The organism is Pseudomonas sp. GW821-FHT09H03 (assembly GCF_059415945.1).
In genome coordinates, this window is sequence record NZ_JBWKOF010000014.1 from 165,868 (window position 1) to 183,623 (window position 17,756).

The window sequence follows — 17,756 nt, forward strand, 5'->3', positions numbered from 1 at the left end:
ACTCCGTTCTGCGCAGGATTCATTAGCGGGGTATGATAGCGGCCGAACCGAACCACTGAAAATTTATCCAGCGTTTTTTGCGCCCGACAATTCATGATCAGCACTGAACTCAAAACCACGATCCAGGGCGCCTACTCGCGTTTTCTCGAAGCCAAGAGCCTCAAGCCGCGCTACGGCCAACGCCTGATGATCGCCGAAGTCGCCAAGGTTCTCGGTGACATCGACACCGACGATGAAGGCCGGCGCAGTGGCGAGCCCGCGATTGTCGCGGTGGAAGCCGGCACGGGTACCGGCAAGACCGTGGCCTACAGCCTGGCGGCGATTCCCACGGCCAAGGCCGCCGGCAAGCGCCTGGTGATCGCCACGGCCACCGTGGCCCTGCAGGAGCAGATCGTCTACAAGGACTTGCCCGATCTGATGCGCAACAGCGGGCTGAACTTCAGCTTCGCCCTGGCCAAGGGACGCGGGCGCTACATGTGCCTGTCCAAGCTCGACATGTTGCTCCAGGAAGGTCATGCGCAAACCGCTACCGCGCAGTTGTTCGAGGAAGAGGGCTTCAAGATCGAGGTCGATGAGGCCAGTCAGAAGCTGTTCACCAGCATGATCGAGAAGCTCGCCGGCAATAAATGGGACGGCGACCGCGACAGTTGGTCCACGGCGCTTGAAGATGCAGACTGGGCACGCCTGACCACCGATCACAGCCAGTGCACCAACCGTCATTGCCCGAACTTCGGCCAGTGTGCCTTCTACAAGGCCCGCGAAGGCATGGGCAAGGTCGACGTGATCGTCACCAACCACGACATGGTCCTGGCTGACCTGGCCCTGGGCGGCGGCGCAGTGCTGCCGGACCCGCGCGACACCATCTATGTGTTCGACGAAGGCCATCACCTGCCGGACAAGGCCATCGGCCATTTCGCCCATTACACCCGCCTGCGCTCCACCGCCGACTGGCTGGAAACCACCGCCAAGAATCTCACCAAGCTGCTGGCCCAACACCCGTTGCCGGGCGATCTGGGCAAGTTGATCGAACAGGTGCCGGAGCTGGCACGGGAGATCAAGACCCAGCAGCAGTTCATGTTCACCGCCTGTGAACAGGTTGCCGATTTCAAGCCCGGCGAAGATGTTGAAGGTCGCGAACGACCTCGTCATCGCTTTGTCGGCGGGGTGATTCCCGAACACATGCGCGAGATGGGCGTCGAGCTGAAGAAGGGTTTCGCGCGCCTGACCGATCTGTTCACCCGCCTTACCGAGTTGCTCAAGGAAGGCATGGACGGCGAGGTCAACATCGGCATCGCCAGCAACCAGGCCGAAGAGTGGTATCCATTGTTCGGCAGCCTGCTGTCGCGCTCATCCGGCAATTGGGAGTTGTGGGTCGCGTTCACCGCTGAAGACCCGGAAGACAACCCGCCGATGGCGCGCTGGCTGACCCTGGCCGAAAGCGGTTCGCTGTTTGATATCGAGGTCAACGCCAGTCCCATCCTCGCGGCGGAAATGCTGCGGCGCAATCTGTGGAACGTGGCCTATGGCGCGCTGGTGACGTCGGCGACCCTGACCGCGCTGGGCACCTTCGATCGCTTTCGCATGCGTGCCGGCCTGCCAAAAAAAGCCGTGACCGCCGTGGTCCCGAGCCCCTTCCATCACGCCGATGCCGGCGTGCTGCGAGTGCCGAACCTAAACGCCGACCCCCGTGATGCGGCGGCTCACACTGCGGCAATCATCCGCGATCTGCCGGAGCTGGTCGAAGGCTCGCGGGGCACGCTGGTGCTGTTCTCTTCGCGCAAGCAGATGCAGGACGTATTCGACGGCCTGGACCGCGACTGGCGCAAGCAAGTGTTCATTCAGGGCAACCTGTCGAAACAGGAAACCCTGAACAAACACAAGGCGCGGGTCGATGGCGGGGATTCCAGCGTTCTGTTCGGACTGGCGAGTTTCGCCGAAGGGGTCGACTTGCCGGGCGCCTATTGCGAACACGTCGTCATCGCCAAGATTCCGTTCTCGGTGCCCGATGATCCGGTCGAAGCGGCCCTTGCCGAATGGATCGAAGCCCGTGGCGGCAATCCGTTCATGGAAATCTCCGTGCCGGACGCCTCGCTGAAACTGGTGCAGGCCTGCGGGCGCTTGCTGCGCACCGAAGAAGACCGCGGCACCATCACTTTGCTTGACCGGCGCCTGGTCACCCAACGCTATGGCAAAGCGATCCTCAACGCATTGCCTCCCTTCCGACGCGAAATTTCCTGAGTAACCGGTGGGCGGTTTTGCCCACCGCGTTGTCTATCTCTCAGCCATCTTTATTTCGCAGGCCCATTGAAGGTCGTTAGGGAGAATTTCGTTCTCATGATTCGCCGTTCGTTACCTGCCGTTTTTGCCCTGTTGTTCGCAACGCCCCTGTTGGCCGCACCCGCAGGCCCGCAAACGCTATTCAACTTTGTGCGCCCCGCCGATGTGGTCCAGGTGGCGACTCAGGACGCCAGCCTGCCGCAATCCAACGCTGAACAGACCCCGGAAGGCGAAGTGCTGCGCCGGGTAACGTTCAATCCGGTGGCGCGCCCGACCCTGCGCCTGACTCCGCAAACCGGTGCCTGGGACTGGTCCGGGTCGAGCGTCATGAGCCTGCGGATCCAGAACGCCATGAACTGGGCCGTGACCCTGTACGTGACCATCCAGAGCAATGATGGCAAGACCCTGACCAGCCGCGTCGATCTGCCGGCCGGGCCCGCGCAGACCTTGTTGGTGCCGCTGCAACCAGCGTCGCCGCTGAATCAGGGCATGAAAGCCGGGCCGCCGATGCCAATGACCGTCGAAGGCCAGCGCATCCTGCTGGCCAGCAGTGCCGGGGAACTGGACGCCCGGCAGGTGGTGTCGGTCAGCCTGTCGATGGATCAGCCGCAAGCCGCACAAAGCATACTGCTGGAGCGCTTCGGCGTGCAGGACGGCGAGTCGATCAGCCGGGCTGTATACGGTGGGTTGGTCGATGCCTATGGCCAGTCGACCCGCGCCCGGTGGCCGGAAAAAATCAGCAACGATGAGCAGCTCAAAGGCGCCGCTGCCAAGGAGCAGCAGCAACTGAAAATCTGGTTGGCCGAGCGCGAGAAGTCGCCCCTGGACAAATTCGGCGGCTTGACCACTGGCCCGGTGTTCAGGGCCAGTGGGTTCTTCCGCAGTGAAAAGCGTGATGGGCGCTGGTATCTGGTGACTCCGCAAGGGCACCCGTTCTACTCGCTGGGGGTCAACACCGTCACCCCGGACGTCAACCAGACTTACGTCGCCGGTCGCGAGTGGATGTTCGAATCCTTGCCCAAGGCTGACGAAGCCTTGGCCCGTCACTACGGTGAAGGTGACAACCGCGGCGGCAACGGTGCCGACCAGGGCCGTGGATACAACGCCGGGCGCTGGTACGATTTCTACGGCGCCAACTTGCAGCGCTTGTATGGCAACCCCTGCGCATTGGGCAGCGATACCAAGGCCGGTGTCGCCGAGGCAGCCAAGGCAGACGCGGTCGAAGCGACGGCAGACAAGGCTGGTGCGCAACCCGTGGTGCCATCGAGCGCCGAGGCCGGTGTCGCGGAAGTCGCCAAGGCCGACGCCGCCCAGGCAACGGTGGCAAAAGCAGTCGAGCAGTCACCAGCCGAACCTTGCAAAGCCGAGTTTGACCAGCAACGCTGGGCCAGCCATACCCTGGATCGCCTGCAAGCCTGGGGCTTCAATACCGTCGGCAACTGGAGCGCTCCAATGCTGGCCGGGGCGGACCGCGTCCCTTACACCTTGCCACTGTCGATCGTCGGCGACTACGCCAGCATCAGTACCGGTACCGATTGGTGGGGCGGCATGCCTGACCCGTTCGACCCGCGCTTTGCCATGGCTACCGAGCGCGCCGTGGCCATCGCCACCCGCGATCATCGCGACGACCCGTGGCTGATCGGTTACTACGCCGACAACGAACTGGCCTGGGCCGGTCCCGGCGATGACCCCAAAGCCCGTTATGCCCTGGCTTACGGCACCTTGAAGATGACCACCGACGTGCCGGCCAAGCGCGCATTCCTCAAGCAGTTGCGCGACAAATACCGCAACCAGGCAGGCCTGTCGAAAGCCTGGGGTATCGACCTGCCAGCCTGGGAGCTGATGGAAGACCCGGGGTTCAGTGCGCCGTTGCCGAGCGCCGAGCATCCGGAAATCGAAGCCGACTTCAAGTACTTCCAGAAGGTCTTCGCCGACACCTACTTCAAGACCATCTCCGATTCACTCAAGTGGCATGCGCCGAACCAGATGCTGCTCGGCGGCCGGTTTGCCATCAGCACCCCGGAAGCGGTGGAGTCTTGCGCGCAGTATTGCGACGTATTGAGCTTCAACATGTACACCCTGCAGCCCCATGATGGTTACGACTTCACCAGACTGCGCAGCCTCGACAAACCGGTATTGATCACCGAGTTCAACTTCGGCTCGGCGGACCGCGGCCCGTTCTGGGGCGGCGTGACACAATTGGCCAAGGAAGAGGACCGTGGCCCGGCCTACGCGAACTTCCTCAAGCAGGCGCTGAGCGAACCGTCGATTGTCGGCGTGCATTGGTTCCAGTACCTCGATCAACCCGTGACCGGACGCCTGCTCGATGGCGAGAACGGTCATTTCGGGCTCGTGGGCATTACCGACTTGCCGTTCCAGGGCTTTGTCGAGAGCGTACGCAGGAGCAACCTGGCGACCGCCGACCAGATGGGCAAAGAAGCCGAGAAGGCCGCAGCCGAGGTCGACAAAGCGAGTCACGATGCCGAGGGCGGGCGCAAAGCCGAAGCCGGCAAAGGGCCGGGGAAGGGCGTTGGTGGGCATTCCGGCAAAGGTCACTGAAAAGATCGCAGCCCGCAGCTTCTGTAGGCGCTGGCGCAGGCGGCGATCTTTTGATCTTGCCCTTGAATCAACCGCCCGGCCAAACCCTGTTCCCAAAACCCTCAAGGGCTGGAACAATGCCCACCACTTTTGTAGAACGTTTATCCAGGGAGTTGCGGGTGCAGATTCAGGGTCATTACGAGCTTAAGTTCGAGGCAGTGCGCGAAGCGTTTGCAGCGTTGTTCGACGATCCTCAGGAGCGTGGCGCAGCGTTGTGCATCCAGGTCGGCGGGGAAACGGTACTGGACCTCTGGTCTGGCACTGCCGACAAGGATGGCGCCGAGGCCTGGCACAGCGACACCATTGCCAACCTGTTCTCCTGCACCAAGACCTTCACTGCCGTCACGGCGCTGCAACTGGTGGCCGAAGGCAAGCTGCAACTGGACGTTCCGGTGGCGCGCTACTGGCCCGAATTCGCCGCGGCCGGCAAGGAATCGGTGACCCTGCGCCAACTGCTTTGCCATCAGGCCGGGCTACCGGCGTTACGCGAGTTGCTGGCCCCCGAAGCCCTTTACGACTGGCCAACCATGGTCGACGCCCTGGCCGCCGAAGCACCATGGTGGACACCGGGTGAAGGTCACGGTTACGCGGCAATCACCTACGGCTGGCTGGTCGGCGAGTTGCTGCGCCGGGTCGACGGTCGCGGGCCGGGTGAGTCGATCGTGGCGCGAGTCGCCAAGCCGTTGGGCCTGGATTTCCATGTCGGTCTGGACGATGCAGAGTCCCATCGCGTGGCGCACATCGCGCGCGGCAAGGGCAATGTCGGCGATGCCGCGGCCCAGCGCTTGCTGCAGGTGACCATGCGCGAACCGACGGCCATGACCACTCGGGCGTTCACCAACCCGCCGTCGATCATGACCAGCACCAACAAGCCGGAGTGGCGACGCATGCAGCAGCCGGCGGCCAATGGCCATGGCAATGCGCGCAGTCTCGCCGGGTTCTATGCCGGCCTGCTCGATGGCAGCCTGCTGGAAAGCGAAATGCTCGATGAGCTGACCCGCGAGCACAGCATCGGCGAAGACAAGACTTTATTGACCCGCACCCGTTTCGGTCTGGGTTGCATGCTTGATCAACCGAATGTACCCAACGCCACCTTCGGCCTGGGTTCACGCGCGTTCGGTCATCCTGGGGCTGGTGGCTCCATCGGTTTTGCCGATCCGGAGCACGATGTAGCCTTTGGTTTTGTGACAAATACCCTGGGACCGTACGTCTTGATGGACCCGCGTGCGCAAAAGCTGGTGCGGGTTCTGGCCACCTGTCTGTAAAACCTGCTCGAGGGTTCCAGGGCTGGAACCGGAAAGCTTTTTGAGTTTCAAAGCGTCTGTTTATCCGGGCCGAACCGGTCTGATTTTTCATTACTCGATTTTTGTGGATATCCAATGTCATCTAAACCAACGCTCGCTTTGGCCCTGTGCTTCGCTATTACCGGTTGTGCACAGACTCCACAAAAAGATTCCGATGGCGGCAGCTGGTGGCCGTTCGGTTCCACCGAGAAAGTCGCCGCCAAAGAGCCGGCCCCGGCGCCTCAGAACCCTTTCGTAACCACTCCGGTGGCGAAGACTGAAAGCGCCAGCCACTGGTACTGGCCGTTCGATTCCGACGACAGCGCCGACAAGGCTGCGGTCAAGTCGCAGGTGAAAGACCAGGCCAAACCGGTGGCCGTAGCCAAGGCCGAAGCCGATGCCGGCGGCAAGTGGTGGTGGCCGTTCGGTGGTACCGACCAGAGCACCAGCAAAGCCGTGCCGATGCCTGATCCGAAAGTCACCCAGGCCTGGCTCGATGACTACGAACCACGCCTGCGTGAAGCCATCAAGGGCAGCAACCTGCAACTCGAACGCCGCGAAAACGTGTTGGTGGTGACGGCACCGGTCGAAGGTACATTCAACCCTGACCGTCCGGCGATGCTGCTGCCCGTCACACTCGGTCCGTTCACCCGCGTAGCCAAAATCCTGGAAGTTGATTCCAAGACTGCCGTGCTGGTGCTCGGGCACAGCGATACCTCGGGTGCCGCGCCGGCCAACGTGAAGCTCAGCCAGGAACGCGCGCAATCGATCGCAGCGATCTTCCGCCTCAGCGGTCTGCAGCGTGATCGCCTGATGTTGCGTGGCATGGGTGGCAATGCGCCGCGTGCTGCCAACGACAGCGCCGAAGGTCGAGCGTTGAATCGCCGCGTGGAGTTGCTGGTGACTCCACAGAACACCATGGTGGCCTTGCTGAGCAAGTACAACATGCCTGCTCCGGCGCCGGTGACCCTGGTTGCCGCGCAGGACATCAAGCCTGTCGCCAAACCCGTGACTCCGGCTCCGGCTGCCAAAAAGGCCGCGGTTCCAACCGCGAAAAAAGCGCCGGCGAAGAAAGCCCCTGCCAACAAAGCGCCAGCCAAGACTGCGACCCCGGCGAAAAAGACCGCACCAGCCAAGGCCTCCACGGCTGACAAGAAAGTCGCCGCCGCCGATACTGTAAAGAAGTGATTGGTTAACCATAAGGAATGCGCCATGACCCAGGGCCTGGCTGATATGCGTCGTGATTACACCCGTGATGGCCTGGCCGAGGCGCAAGCCCCGGTCGAGCCATTTGCATTGTTCCACCGGTGGTTCGCCGATGCGGTGAAAACCGAACAGGCACCGGTGGAGGCCAATGCCATGACGTTGGCGACGGTGGATCAGGACGGTCGGCCGCATTGCCGCATTCTGCTGCTCAAGGGCCTGGACGAGCAGGGTTTCACCTTCTTCACCAACTACGACAGCGCCAAGGGCCAGCACCTGGCTGCGAACCCGTTCGCGGCCATGACTTTTTTCTGGCCGGCCCTGGAGCGTCAGGTGCGAATTGAAGGTCGGGTGGTGAAGGTCACCCCTGAAGAATCCGACGCCTATTTTCAGGTTCGCCCGCTGGGCAGCCGTCTGGGGGCCTGGGCATCGCCGCAAAGCCGGGTGATTGCCGATCGGGGTGAGCTGGAAGCACTGCTCAAGAACACCGAGCAACGATTCAGCGACACTCAGCCCCACTGCCCTGAGCACTGGGGCGGTTACCGTTTGCTCCCGGAGCGTATCGAGTTCTGGCAGGGGCGCTCGAGTCGCCTGCATGACCGTCTCAATTACCGCCAACAGGGCGCCGACTGGATTCTTGAACGCCTGGCACCCTGAACAGTCTACTGATCGGGGTAGCCTGCCGCTGCGGTCTCCAGCCACTTTGACAGGTCCCGACGCTTGATTTTCTGCGCTTGGGCGTTGGCCAGTTGTTCGAGCATGTAGTCTCTTTTGCGCTCGTCTTTGCCTGCCAGCGACAACGCCAGGTCGCGGTCCATCCAGCGTTTGATCCGTACGTACAACCACCAGTGGAAGTACAGACCGGCGGCGGTAGTGACGACAATGATAAAGTAATCCATGGAAATCCTGTGTCGGTAGCGCAGCGTCCGGATATGCAGCTACCTTGTGTCGGGTTCATGAAGCGCCTGTATGGCGCCTGAATCAAAGCACGATTATCCGGGGCGCGCCGTGACAGGCGTCAAGCTGCGGGGTTTAATGAACACCTGTTATTTTGGAGTTGATGTTATGCGTAAGTCTGTTCTGCTGGTTGCTTCCTTTTCCACCATGGCGATGTTGCTCACTGGTTGCCAATCGAGCCTGACCGGTGACTCCTACTCCCGTGACGAAGCCCGTCGTGTGCAGACCATCCGCATGGGCACCATCGAAGCCTTGCGTCCGGTGAAGATCGAGGGCACCAAGACCCCGATCGGTGGCGCGGCAGGCGCGGTCGTCGGCGGCGTGGGCGGCAGCAGCGTCGGTGGGGGTACCGGAAGCATCGTGGCTGCGGTCATCGGCGCCGTGGCGGGTGGCCTGATCGGTTCTGCCGCCGAAGAAGGCCTGACCCGCACCCAGGGCGTGGAGATCACCGTTCGCGAAGACGACGGCAGCATGCGCGCCTACGTGCAACAGGTTCAGGAAAACGAAGTGTTCCGTGTTGGCGAACGTGTGCGTATTTCGACCGTCGATGGAACCAGCCGCGTTTCCCACTAAAACCCAAAACGGCTAAAAGAAAACCCCGATCAGGTGACTGGTCGGGGTTCTTTGTTTGTGGAACCATTGCTTCGGTTTCTGTTCTCCAGCTGAGCTGGAATAAGAAGACTGGATGGTGAAGTTTATCTCCCTGTATTTCCTCTACGGATAGGCGGCCCAAAAAATGGATTATTGCCGTTAACAAAAGCGGCAGGGGTAGCTGCGGGACGGATTTTGAAAGAGTCTATCAATAGGCACTAATGTTCAGATATACACCATCCAGTAGCTCGGGCACGGTTTTTCCCTCATAGGCGTTTATCCGGTTGTACTATCAGTTCTGATAGTGGCGGGCGTTGGAAAGTTGAGCGATAGTAAGTACTAATTCAATTGACTGATGGGGTGCTCACCCATGCAATCCCAACTTGAAACCCTGCTCTGTCGCTATGAGTACGATCCGCTGGATCGTCTTGGTGTATGTACGCCATTCGGGCAGTCCAGCACCCTGCGATTTTATCTAAAGGATCGACTGTCTACCGAAATCGAGTACGCAGTGCATCGCTCGATTTTTCAGAATGATGATCAGGTGCTCGCGCAATACATGTATCACGGTGGAGTAGCCGGCACCATTTTGTTCGCCACTGATCTGCAGCATTCGGTGTTGAACGTACTCGAAGCGGGACGCCAACCAGAATCTCTCGTCTACACTCCCTATGGCCATCGTCCATTAGACGGCGGATTGCTCAGTTTGCTTGGTTTCAACGGGGAAAGGACTGATCCGGTGACCGGACATTATTTGTTGGGGAATGGTTATCGAGCGTTTAACCCGGTATTGATGCGATTCAATAGCCCGGACAATTTAAGTCCGTTTGGCAAGGGCGGGTTGAATGCATATGCTTATTGTACGGGGGATCCAGTGAATTACGAGGATCGTTCAGGGCATACACCTGGTTTCCTGAAGTCTTTCTTAAGAGGCTTAGGCGTTATGAGAAAACCTAGGCCTATGGGGAATGTAGTGCAACGAAATGTTATCGGTGAGCGCTCTACGAGTTCCGATGCAAATTCAAATAAACCTTCTTTGAGCCCTGTTGGGGTGACTCCGGATTTTAAAGGATTCGGCCCTCCAGAAGTCAATTTAACTTTTCAGAACTCATCCTTTAACAATGCCCCAAAAACAATGCCTATCAACGTCAGGGTTACAAACGAGTCGAAACGCACTCTTTACGTCGTTGATATAAAACCGGAGCAAATGGTCGAGATTAAAGCCTTCATGCGCGTACGCAAGGGTTCAGAGCTTAAACTTTCAACTCAGTCAGCCGCTATTAGAGGAATCACAGGTCTGGATCCCCTTCCAGATGGCGAATACTATCGATTCCCTAACTCTAGAGAAGTGCTGACGGTATGGCCAGATGGGAGTCGAACCTAGTAAGGATTTTTAATCTGGGCAGTGGATTCTACAGTTAAAACGTCCGTCGCTTTTCCGCCGGTAGCCCCTAATGAAGGGGCCACCGATGTTAACGAAATCTGGAGGATCAGCGACGCAGGGTGCATCTTGAATGATGCTCGGGCTGTTGATGTTTATCTGACCGGCGTGCTCTTACGACTCGCCATCGCCGTCACCGCATAACCGATCAGGGCGGCCAACAGCGATCCGGTCAGGATCCCCATCCGATCCATCCCGGCGTAATCGCTGACGCCCGGTTCGAAGGCCAGAGAACCGACAAACAGGCTCATGGTGAAGCCGATGCCGCAAAGGATTGCCACACCCAGTACCTGGCCCCAGTTGGCACCCTGGGGCAGGGCGGCGATGCCGATTTTCACTGCCAGCCAGGTCAGGCCGAACACGCCAATGGTCTTGCCCAGCAGCAGGCCAACCGCAATGCCCATCGGCACATCGTGGGTAAAGCTGTCGACGGTGACGCCGCTCAGGGACAGGCCGGCGTTAGCGAAGGCGAACAGTGGCAGGATGCCGTAGGCAACCCAGGGGTGCAGGCCATGCTCAAGGGTGAGTAATGGTGACGTCTCGGCATTTCTGGTGCGCAGCGGAATGCAGAAGGCCAGGGTCACGCCGGCCAGCGTGGCGTGTACACCGCTCTTGAGTACGCAGACCCACAGGATCAAGCCGATGATCATATAGGGTCCGAGTTTCACCACGCCCAGGCGATTCATGGCGATCAGCGCCGCGATACAGGCCGCCGCCAGCGCCAGGGACAGGGTCGACAACGAGCCGGAGTAGAAGATCGCAATGATGACGATCGCGCCGAGGTCGTCGATGATCGCCAGGGTCATCAGGAACAGTTTCAGCGAAGCCGGAACACGTTTACCCAGCAGCGCCAGTACGCCGAGGGCGAAGGCAATGTCGGTGGCGGTAGGGATCGCCCAACCGTTCAGGGCTGGCGGGTTGTCGCGATTGAGGTACCAGTAGATCAACGCGGGCACCACCATGCCGCCAATGGCCGCCGCGCCGGGCAGGACAATCTGCGACGGTTGGGACAGTTGGCCGTCGAGTACTTCGCGCTTCACTTCCAGGCCGATCAGCAGGAAGAACAGCGCCATCAGTCCGTCGTTGATCCATAGCAGCAACGGCTTGGCGATTTTCAGTGCGCCGATCTGTGCCACCACCGGGGTGTCGAGCAGGCCGCTGTAAAGCCACGACAGTGACGAGTTGTTGATGATCAGGGCCAGAACGGCGGCAGCGATCAGCAATAGACCGCTGGCAGCTTCCATCTGAAAGAAGCGCGTGAAAGTGCTACGCAGAGGCAAGGTCGCTCTCCATCTGTGAATTCAAAAGGTGGCACACCCTAACCCGTACCGTTAGTTGTTAAAACAAAAGTTATATTCTTTTTTGTTATATGCCGTTACAACGCGATTGCTTGGCACGAATCTGAGCCTAGCAGTTGCCGGACGTATTGAACCTCAGCTGTACCTGTGCCGGATGCAGGATTATTCCTAAACTTGCTGGCTGAGCCGTGTGACCCGTTCAACTCTTGCCTGAATCAGAGAAACCATCATGAGCGACAACCGACAGTGGTCGCGCGAAGCGATCCGGATTATCGAAGCCGATTTCCAGCGCAGCGCCGACACCCACCTGATCCCCTTGCCGCTGCCGGGTTTTGCGGGCATCGAGTTGTACTTCAAGGATGAGTCCAGTCATCCCACCGGCAGCCTCAAGCATCGGCTGGCGCGTTCGTTGTTTCTCTATGCCTTGTGTAACGGCTGGCTCAAGCCCGGTGCGCCGGTGATTGAAGCGTCCAGTGGTTCGACGGCGATTTCCGAGGCGTACTTCGCCCGCATGCTCGGTTTGCCGTTCATTGCAGTGATGCCAGCGACCACGTCCAAAGAGAAGATCGCGCAAATTGCGTTTTATGGCGGCCAATGTCATCTGGTCGACGATCCGACCCGGATCTACGCCGAGTCCGAGCGCCTGGCTCGCGAGCACGACGGTCATTTCATCGACCAGTTCACCTATGCCGAGCGCGCCACCGACTGGCGGGCGAACAACAACATCGCCGAGTCTATCTTTCAGCAGATGCGTTTCGAGCAGCACCCCGAGCCGAGCTGGCTGATTTCCAGCCCCGGCACCGGTGGCACCACGGCCACGCTGGGGCGTTACGTGCGTTATCGCCAGCATGGCACCCGGGTGTTGTGTGCCGACGCCGAGCGCTCGGTTTTTTTTGATTACTACAGGACGGGTGATGCCACTCTGCGTCTGGACCACGGTTCGCGCATTGAAGGGATTGGCCGGCCGCGAGTGGAAGCTTCGTTCCTGCCCAAGGTGATCGACGCGATGGTCAAGGTGCCGGACGCCTTGTCACTGGCGGCCATGCATTATCTGGCGCAGCGTCTGGGGCGGCACGTGGGTGGGTCGAGCGGAACCAACCTGATCGGCGCCTTGATGGCCGCGCAGCATATGGCGCAGGCGGGGGAGAAGGGCTCGATGGTGGCGATTTTGTGCGACAGCGGCGAGCGCTATGCCACGACCTATTACGATCAGGATTGGCTCAAGGCCCAGGGGTATGAGTTGAGTGGCTTGATCGATGCGGTGGCGGCGACGGTGGAGCGTGGTGAGCCGCTGCCGGCTTCGGTTTTGCGCGCCAATATCTGATTTCAGACACTGAAGTCCCCTGTAGGAGCGAGCATGCTCGCGAAGGTCGTCAACGATATCGCGGGTATGCTGGATAAACGCGGTGACCTATGGTTTTTCGCGAGCATGCTCGCTCCTACAGGGGGATTGTGTCGTTTCAGGTATCAGGCTTCCAGGCCCAGGATATCGCGAGCCACGGCTTCAGCAATCCTGATCCCGTCTACCCCCGCCGACAGAATCCCACCGGCATAACCCGCGCCTTCACCGGCCGGGAACAAGCCTTTCACGTTCAGGCTCTGCATCGTGTCGTTGCGGGTAATGCGCAACGGTGACGAGGTGCGGGTTTCGATTCCGGTCAACACCGCGTCGTGCAGCGAGTAACCACGAATCTGCTTCTCGAACGCCGGCAAGGCTTCGCGAATCGCTTCGATGGCGAAGTCCGGCAAGGCCAGGGCCAGATCACCCAGGGCAACGCCCGGCTTGTAAGACGGCTCCACGCTGCCCAGTTCGGTGGAGGGCTTGCCGGCGATGAAGTCGCCAACCAGTTGCGCCGGCGCTTCGTAGTTGCTGCCGCCCAGTACGAAGGCGTGGGACTCCAGGCGTTCCTGCAATTCGATACCGGCCAATGGACCGCCCGGATAGTCGACTTCCGGAGTGATGCCGACGACGATGCCGGAGTTGGCGTTGCGTTCGTTACGCGAATACTGGCTCATGCCGTTGGTGACCACACGGTTCGGCTCGGAGGTCGCGGCCACCACTGTGCCGCCCGGGCACATGCAGAAGCTGTAGACCGAACGGCCATTTTTAGCGTGGTGCACCAGTTTGTAATCGGCGGCGCCGAGCTTCGGGTGGCCGGCGTATTTGCCCAGCCGCGCGCGGTCGATCAGCGACTGCGGGTGCTCGATGCGGAAACCTACCGAGAACGGCTTGGCTTCCATGTACACACCACGGCCGTGGAGCATGCGGAAAGTATCGCGGGCGCTGTGGCCGAGGGCCAGAATCACGTGCTTCGAGTGGATCTGCTCGCCGCCATTGAGTTCGACGCCGACCAGTTGGCCGTCCTCGATCAATACATCGGTGACGCGCTGCTGGAAGCGCACTTCGCCGCCCAGCGCGCGAATCTGCTCACGCATGTTTTCCACAACGCCGGTCAGGCGGAACGTACCGATGTGCGGTTTGCTGACGTAGAGGATTTCTTCCGGCGCGCCGGCCTTGACGAACTCGTGCAGGACTTTGCGGCCGAGGAATTTCGGGTCCTTGATCTGGCTGTAGAGCTTGCCGTCGGAGAAGGTCCCGGCGCCACCTTCACCGAACTGCACGTTGGACTCGGGGTTGAGCACGCTTTTACGCCACAGGCCCCAGGTGTCCTTGGTGCGCTGGCGCACTTCGGTGCCGCGCTCGAGGATGATCGGCTTGAAGCCCATTTGCGCGAGCAGCAGCCCGGCGAAAATCCCGCACGGGCCGAAGCCGACGACGATCGGGCGTGCACTCAGGTCGGTCGGCGCCTGGCCGACCATTTTATAACTGACATCCGGCGCCACGTTGACGTTACGGTCATCGGCGAACGTGTGCAGCACCGCCGCCTCATCGCGAACATTGAGGTCGATGGTGTAGATGAAGCACAGCTCGGAGGACTTTTTACGCGCATCGTAGCTGCGCTTGAACAAGGTGAAATCGAGCAGGTCATCGCTGGCGATTCCCAGGCGCTGCACGATGGCAGGGCGCAGGTCTTCTTCGGGATGGTCGATCGGCAACTTGAGTTCGGTGATTCGTAACATGGCGGGATCCGGTTCGCGGGGCGCACAACTGCGCCAGGGCGTTTGTAGCCCGCGATTATAAGCCTCAATGGCGCAGTCCAGTGAGGCAAAAACCGCATCTCGTCGAATCAGTCGTCACGCGCGCCGCCGAAATGCCCGCAGCCACGCTGCACCTGACCGTCAATGCGCAGTTCGGCAGTCATGTGCTGGATGCTGCCGTTACTGTCGACGCAACGTTGCGGCGCGACCCACAGTTCAATGCGCTGGTTGTTGGCTTCGCTGCTGAGATTGAAGCGGCCATCGCCCAGTTGCTCTTCGACATAGGGCAGCGCCAGGGGTTTCTGGCCGGCGCGCTCGATGATCATGCCCTTGCCGCTGACTTTCACGCTCCATTCGGGTTTGTGGCCAGCAGCGCGCAGGATCAGCAGCTTGAAGTCGGGATCGTTGCACGCGGTTCCCGAGCGCTCGACCCGATACAACTTTTCCAGGTCCAGACGGCCTTCCACTAAGCGCCCACGCACGTCGGCGAACAGATTGCCCTTGGCATCGGCGAGGGTCGCCGCTTCCTGCAGGACACTGGTGCCACCGCTGTCGTTGACCGTGTAACGCGCCGGCTGGTTGCATGGCTGGAACATCAGTTGGCCGTCTACCGCAGTCAGCTGGCCCTGCATGCGGGTCTGACCGGTATGGGAGGCGCTCTGCCGGTCTGTATCGAACAATTGGCAAGCGGCGAACAGCGGAAGCAGGGCAACGAGGACTAAGGAACGGGCAACACGCATCTTGGGGTCTCCTGACAGGTGCCGCCACGTTACTCAGCCTTACCGCTCATCACAACCCATGGCCGGCAATTGTCATGGACCGAGCTGCGGCACAAGTAACATTCGCTTTTACTTCAACTACAAGGTTGCAGGGCTATGCGTCTAACCTTGTTGGTCATCTGTTTGCGGGAGGTGTTATGAGGGGATCAGCCAAAGCTCTGTGGGTGGCGCTGGGGATGATGGGGGCGCTGCACTGCCTGGCAGCTGAGATCGCCATGTCATCCGCGTCGGACTTTACTGAGATAAGCGTGGATCTCAAGGGGGCCCATGATCCCGATTTCATCATTCTTCGAGTCACGCTCAGCCCTGATGCGCAACACCGCATGGCGCAGGTAACGCGGGAGAACCTGCATCAGCCCCTGAAACTTTTTATCGACTCAATGCTGGTGTCGACCACGACTATTCAATCGGCCCTAGAAGGCCCCGCTCTGATGGTCGTTTTGCCGCCCGAAACAGCCCGTAACCTGTTGCCCAGGCTGCTGGAACCATCACCACGGTAAGGCGGCGCCGGGCCAGCGCCGCACATTGAACCTCTTCAGCCTACATGGAATGTCTGGCCGGTCTGCAGGCCTTCCACACTCTTGGCGTAGGCCAACGCCACATCCGCCGCAGGAACCGGTTTGAAACCACGGAAGTAGGGTGCGTATTTGCCCATGGCCTCGACGAGGACATTCGGACTGATCGAGTTCACCCGCAGGCCGCGTGGCAGTTCGATGGCGGCGGCGCGGACGAAGCTGTCCAGTGCGCCGTTGACCAGTGCTGCCGAGGCTCCGCTGAAAATTGGGTCGTGGCTGAGTACGCCAGTGGTGAATGTGAAGGATGCATTGTCGTTGGCGAATTCGCGACCGATCAGCAGCAGGTTGACCTGCCCCATCAACTTGTCCTTCAGCCCCAGGGCAAAACTCTCATCAGACATTTCGCTCAACGGCGCGAAGGTCACGTTACCGGCGGCGCATACTAGCGCATCGAACTTGCCGGTTTTTTCGAATAGTTTGCGAATCGACGTGCTGTCGCTGATGTCCACCTGAAAATCACCGCTGGTACGGCCGATACGAATGATTTCGTGGCGTTGGGACAATTCCTTGTCCACGGCTGAGCCGATGGTGCCGCCTGCGCCGATCAAAAGAATTTTCATGGGTGCTGATACTCGTGTGGGTTGAACGAGTCTTCAGTCTAAGGTGGTTTTTTCTCGAGATAAGCGCACTAATAGGCAACCTTTGGTTTTCAAATGGAAACAATCCGTGAGCGAGATGGATGACCTGGCGGCCTTTGCCGTGTTGATCGAAGCGGGAAGTTTTACCTTGGCAGCCCAGCAACTGGGTTGCAGCAAAGGCCAGTTATCCAAGCGCATCAGTCAGCTGGAAACACAGTTTGGCGTGGTCCTGCTGCAACGCACCACCCGGCGCTTGAGCCTGACGGCCGCGGGTGCGGCGCTGTTGCCCCAGGCTCAGGCACTGGTCGTACAAGTAGAGCGGGCACGTCAGGCTCTGGCGCGTTTGAAGGACGACATGGCCGGCCCGGTGCGTATGACGGTTCCGGTATCTTTGGGCGAAACCTTCTTCGATGGCCTGCTGCTGGAGTTTTCAGCCAGGTACCCCGAAGTGCAGATCGAGCTGGAGCTCAACAACAGCTATCGCGAACTGTCCCGCGACGGCTTCGATCTGGCGATACGTTCTGACGTGGCCATCGACCAGCGCCTGGTGGCGCGTCCGTTGCTGGCCTGGCACGAAATGACCTGCGCCAGCCCGGCCTATCTGGAGCAGTATGGCGAACCACAGACACCCCAGGCGCTGGCCGAGCATCGCTGCCTGCTTAACAGCCATTACAGTGGTCGTGAAGAGTGGTTGTATCACCAGCAACACGAATTGTTGCGAGTGCCGGTGTCGGGGCCGTTTGCCAGCAACCATTACAACCTGCTGAAAAAAGCCGCGTTGGCCGGAGCCGGTATCGCGCGCCTGCCATCCTATTGCCTGTCGGCGGAGTTGGCTGACGGGCGGTTACGCTGGCTCCTGCGCGATTATCAGACCCGCAGCATGCCGATGTACCTGGTGCACCCGTATCAGGGCGGTTTGCCCAAGCGCACGCAGGTGCTGGCGGACTATTTGATCGGCTGGTTCAAACGCAGTGGCGAGGCGCTGGACAGGCTTTGAGCCATCACCTCGACCTTGTGGGAGCGGGCTTGCTCGCGAAGGCGGCGAATCAGTCGACTCATTTGTTGAACGATAAATCG

General features: G+C 60.1%; 15 protein-coding genes. 10 read left to right on the top strand and 5 right to left on the bottom strand.

Annotated elements, in window-relative coordinates; genetic code table 11:
* Positions 1-93: 93 nt before the first annotated feature.
* From dinG to pdxH, 5 genes are all read left to right on the top strand, one after another.
* Positions 94-2,238 (top strand): ATP-dependent DNA helicase DinG, encoded by a 2,145-nt coding sequence (gene dinG / locus AC07OG_RS20440; RefSeq protein WP_060541098.1) that lies wholly within the window; start codon positions 94-96, stop codon positions 2,236-2,238.
* 96 nt (positions 2,239-2,334) lie between these two features.
* On the top strand, positions 2,335-4,836 hold the full coding sequence (locus AC07OG_RS20445) for a beta-agarase (RefSeq protein WP_495067917.1): 2,502 nt from the start codon (positions 2,335-2,337) through the stop codon (positions 4,834-4,836).
* A 158-nt stretch (positions 4,837-4,994) separates the two neighbouring features.
* Positions 4,995-6,140 carry a serine hydrolase domain-containing protein gene (locus tag AC07OG_RS20450; protein ID WP_495067926.1) on the top strand — a complete coding sequence of 382 codons (1,146 nt, stop codon included), beginning with the start codon at positions 4,995-4,997 and terminating at the stop codon, positions 6,138-6,140.
* A 114-nt stretch (positions 6,141-6,254) separates the two neighbouring features.
* A complete protein-coding gene (locus AC07OG_RS20455; RefSeq protein ID WP_495067918.1) occupies positions 6,255-7,346 on the top strand; it encodes an OmpA family protein in 1,092 nt (363 codons plus the stop codon).
* A gap of 24 nt (positions 7,347-7,370) precedes the next feature.
* On the top strand, positions 7,371-8,018 hold the full coding sequence (gene pdxH / locus AC07OG_RS20460) for a pyridoxamine 5'-phosphate oxidase (protein ID WP_060541102.1): 648 nt from the start codon (positions 7,371-7,373) through the stop codon (positions 8,016-8,018).
* A 5-nt stretch (positions 8,019-8,023) separates the two neighbouring features.
* Here the strand turns inward: pdxH and AC07OG_RS20465 are convergent, their stop codons facing one another.
* Entirely contained in the window at positions 8,024-8,260 is a 237-nt protein-coding gene (locus tag AC07OG_RS20465; RefSeq protein ID WP_495067919.1) for a hypothetical protein, read from the bottom strand.
* Positions 8,261-8,426: 166 nt separating this feature from the next.
* Here AC07OG_RS20465 and AC07OG_RS20470 point away from each other — a divergent pair, with 166 nt between their 5' ends.
* A complete protein-coding gene (locus tag AC07OG_RS20470; RefSeq protein ID WP_060541104.1) occupies positions 8,427-8,891 on the top strand; it encodes an outer membrane lipoprotein in 465 nt (154 codons plus the stop codon).
* A gap of 388 nt (positions 8,892-9,279) precedes the next feature.
* Positions 9,280-10,293, top strand: coding sequence for an RHS repeat-associated core domain-containing protein (locus tag AC07OG_RS20475; protein WP_495067920.1), 1,014 nt, complete (start codon positions 9,280-9,282; stop codon positions 10,291-10,293).
* A gap of 152 nt (positions 10,294-10,445) precedes the next feature.
* Here AC07OG_RS20475 and nhaA read toward each other — a convergent pair whose 3' ends face one another.
* Complete coding sequence (gene nhaA / locus AC07OG_RS20480; RefSeq protein WP_495067921.1) at positions 10,446-11,630, bottom strand: Na+/H+ antiporter NhaA; 1,185 nt, start codon at positions 11,628-11,630, stop codon at positions 10,446-10,448.
* Positions 11,631-11,874: 244 nt separating this feature from the next.
* Here nhaA and AC07OG_RS20485 point away from each other — a divergent pair, with 244 nt between their 5' ends.
* On the top strand, positions 11,875-12,972 hold the full coding sequence (locus tag AC07OG_RS20485) for a PLP-dependent cysteine synthase family protein (RefSeq protein ID WP_177336962.1): 1,098 nt from the start codon (positions 11,875-11,877) through the stop codon (positions 12,970-12,972).
* Positions 12,973-13,115: 143 nt separating this feature from the next.
* Here the strand turns inward: AC07OG_RS20485 and AC07OG_RS20490 are convergent, their stop codons facing one another.
* Positions 13,116-14,729 (bottom strand): NAD(P)/FAD-dependent oxidoreductase, encoded by a 1,614-nt coding sequence (locus tag AC07OG_RS20490; RefSeq protein ID WP_060541109.1) that lies wholly within the window; start codon positions 14,727-14,729, stop codon positions 13,116-13,118.
* 107 nt (positions 14,730-14,836) lie between these two features.
* A complete protein-coding gene (locus tag AC07OG_RS20495) occupies positions 14,837-15,487 on the bottom strand; it encodes a COG3650 family protein (protein ID WP_218424746.1) in 651 nt (216 codons plus the stop codon).
* Between the two features lie 176 nt (positions 15,488-15,663).
* On the opposite strand from AC07OG_RS20495, the gene AC07OG_RS20500 reads away from it, so the two are divergent.
* Positions 15,664-16,026: a hypothetical protein gene (locus AC07OG_RS20500; protein ID WP_495067922.1), complete on the top strand. Its 363-nt coding sequence runs from the start codon at positions 15,664-15,666 to the stop codon at positions 16,024-16,026.
* Positions 16,027-16,061: 35 nt separating this feature from the next.
* On the opposite strand, the gene AC07OG_RS20505 is transcribed toward AC07OG_RS20500, so the two are convergent.
* Positions 16,062-16,661, bottom strand: coding sequence for a short chain dehydrogenase (locus AC07OG_RS20505; RefSeq protein ID WP_495067923.1), 600 nt, complete (start codon positions 16,659-16,661; stop codon positions 16,062-16,064).
* Positions 16,662-16,767: 106 nt separating this feature from the next.
* Here AC07OG_RS20505 and AC07OG_RS20510 point away from each other — a divergent pair, with 106 nt between their 5' ends.
* Positions 16,768-17,676, top strand: coding sequence for a LysR family transcriptional regulator (locus AC07OG_RS20510; protein ID WP_060541113.1), 909 nt, complete (start codon positions 16,768-16,770; stop codon positions 17,674-17,676).
* Positions 17,677-17,756: the final 80 nt, after the last annotated feature.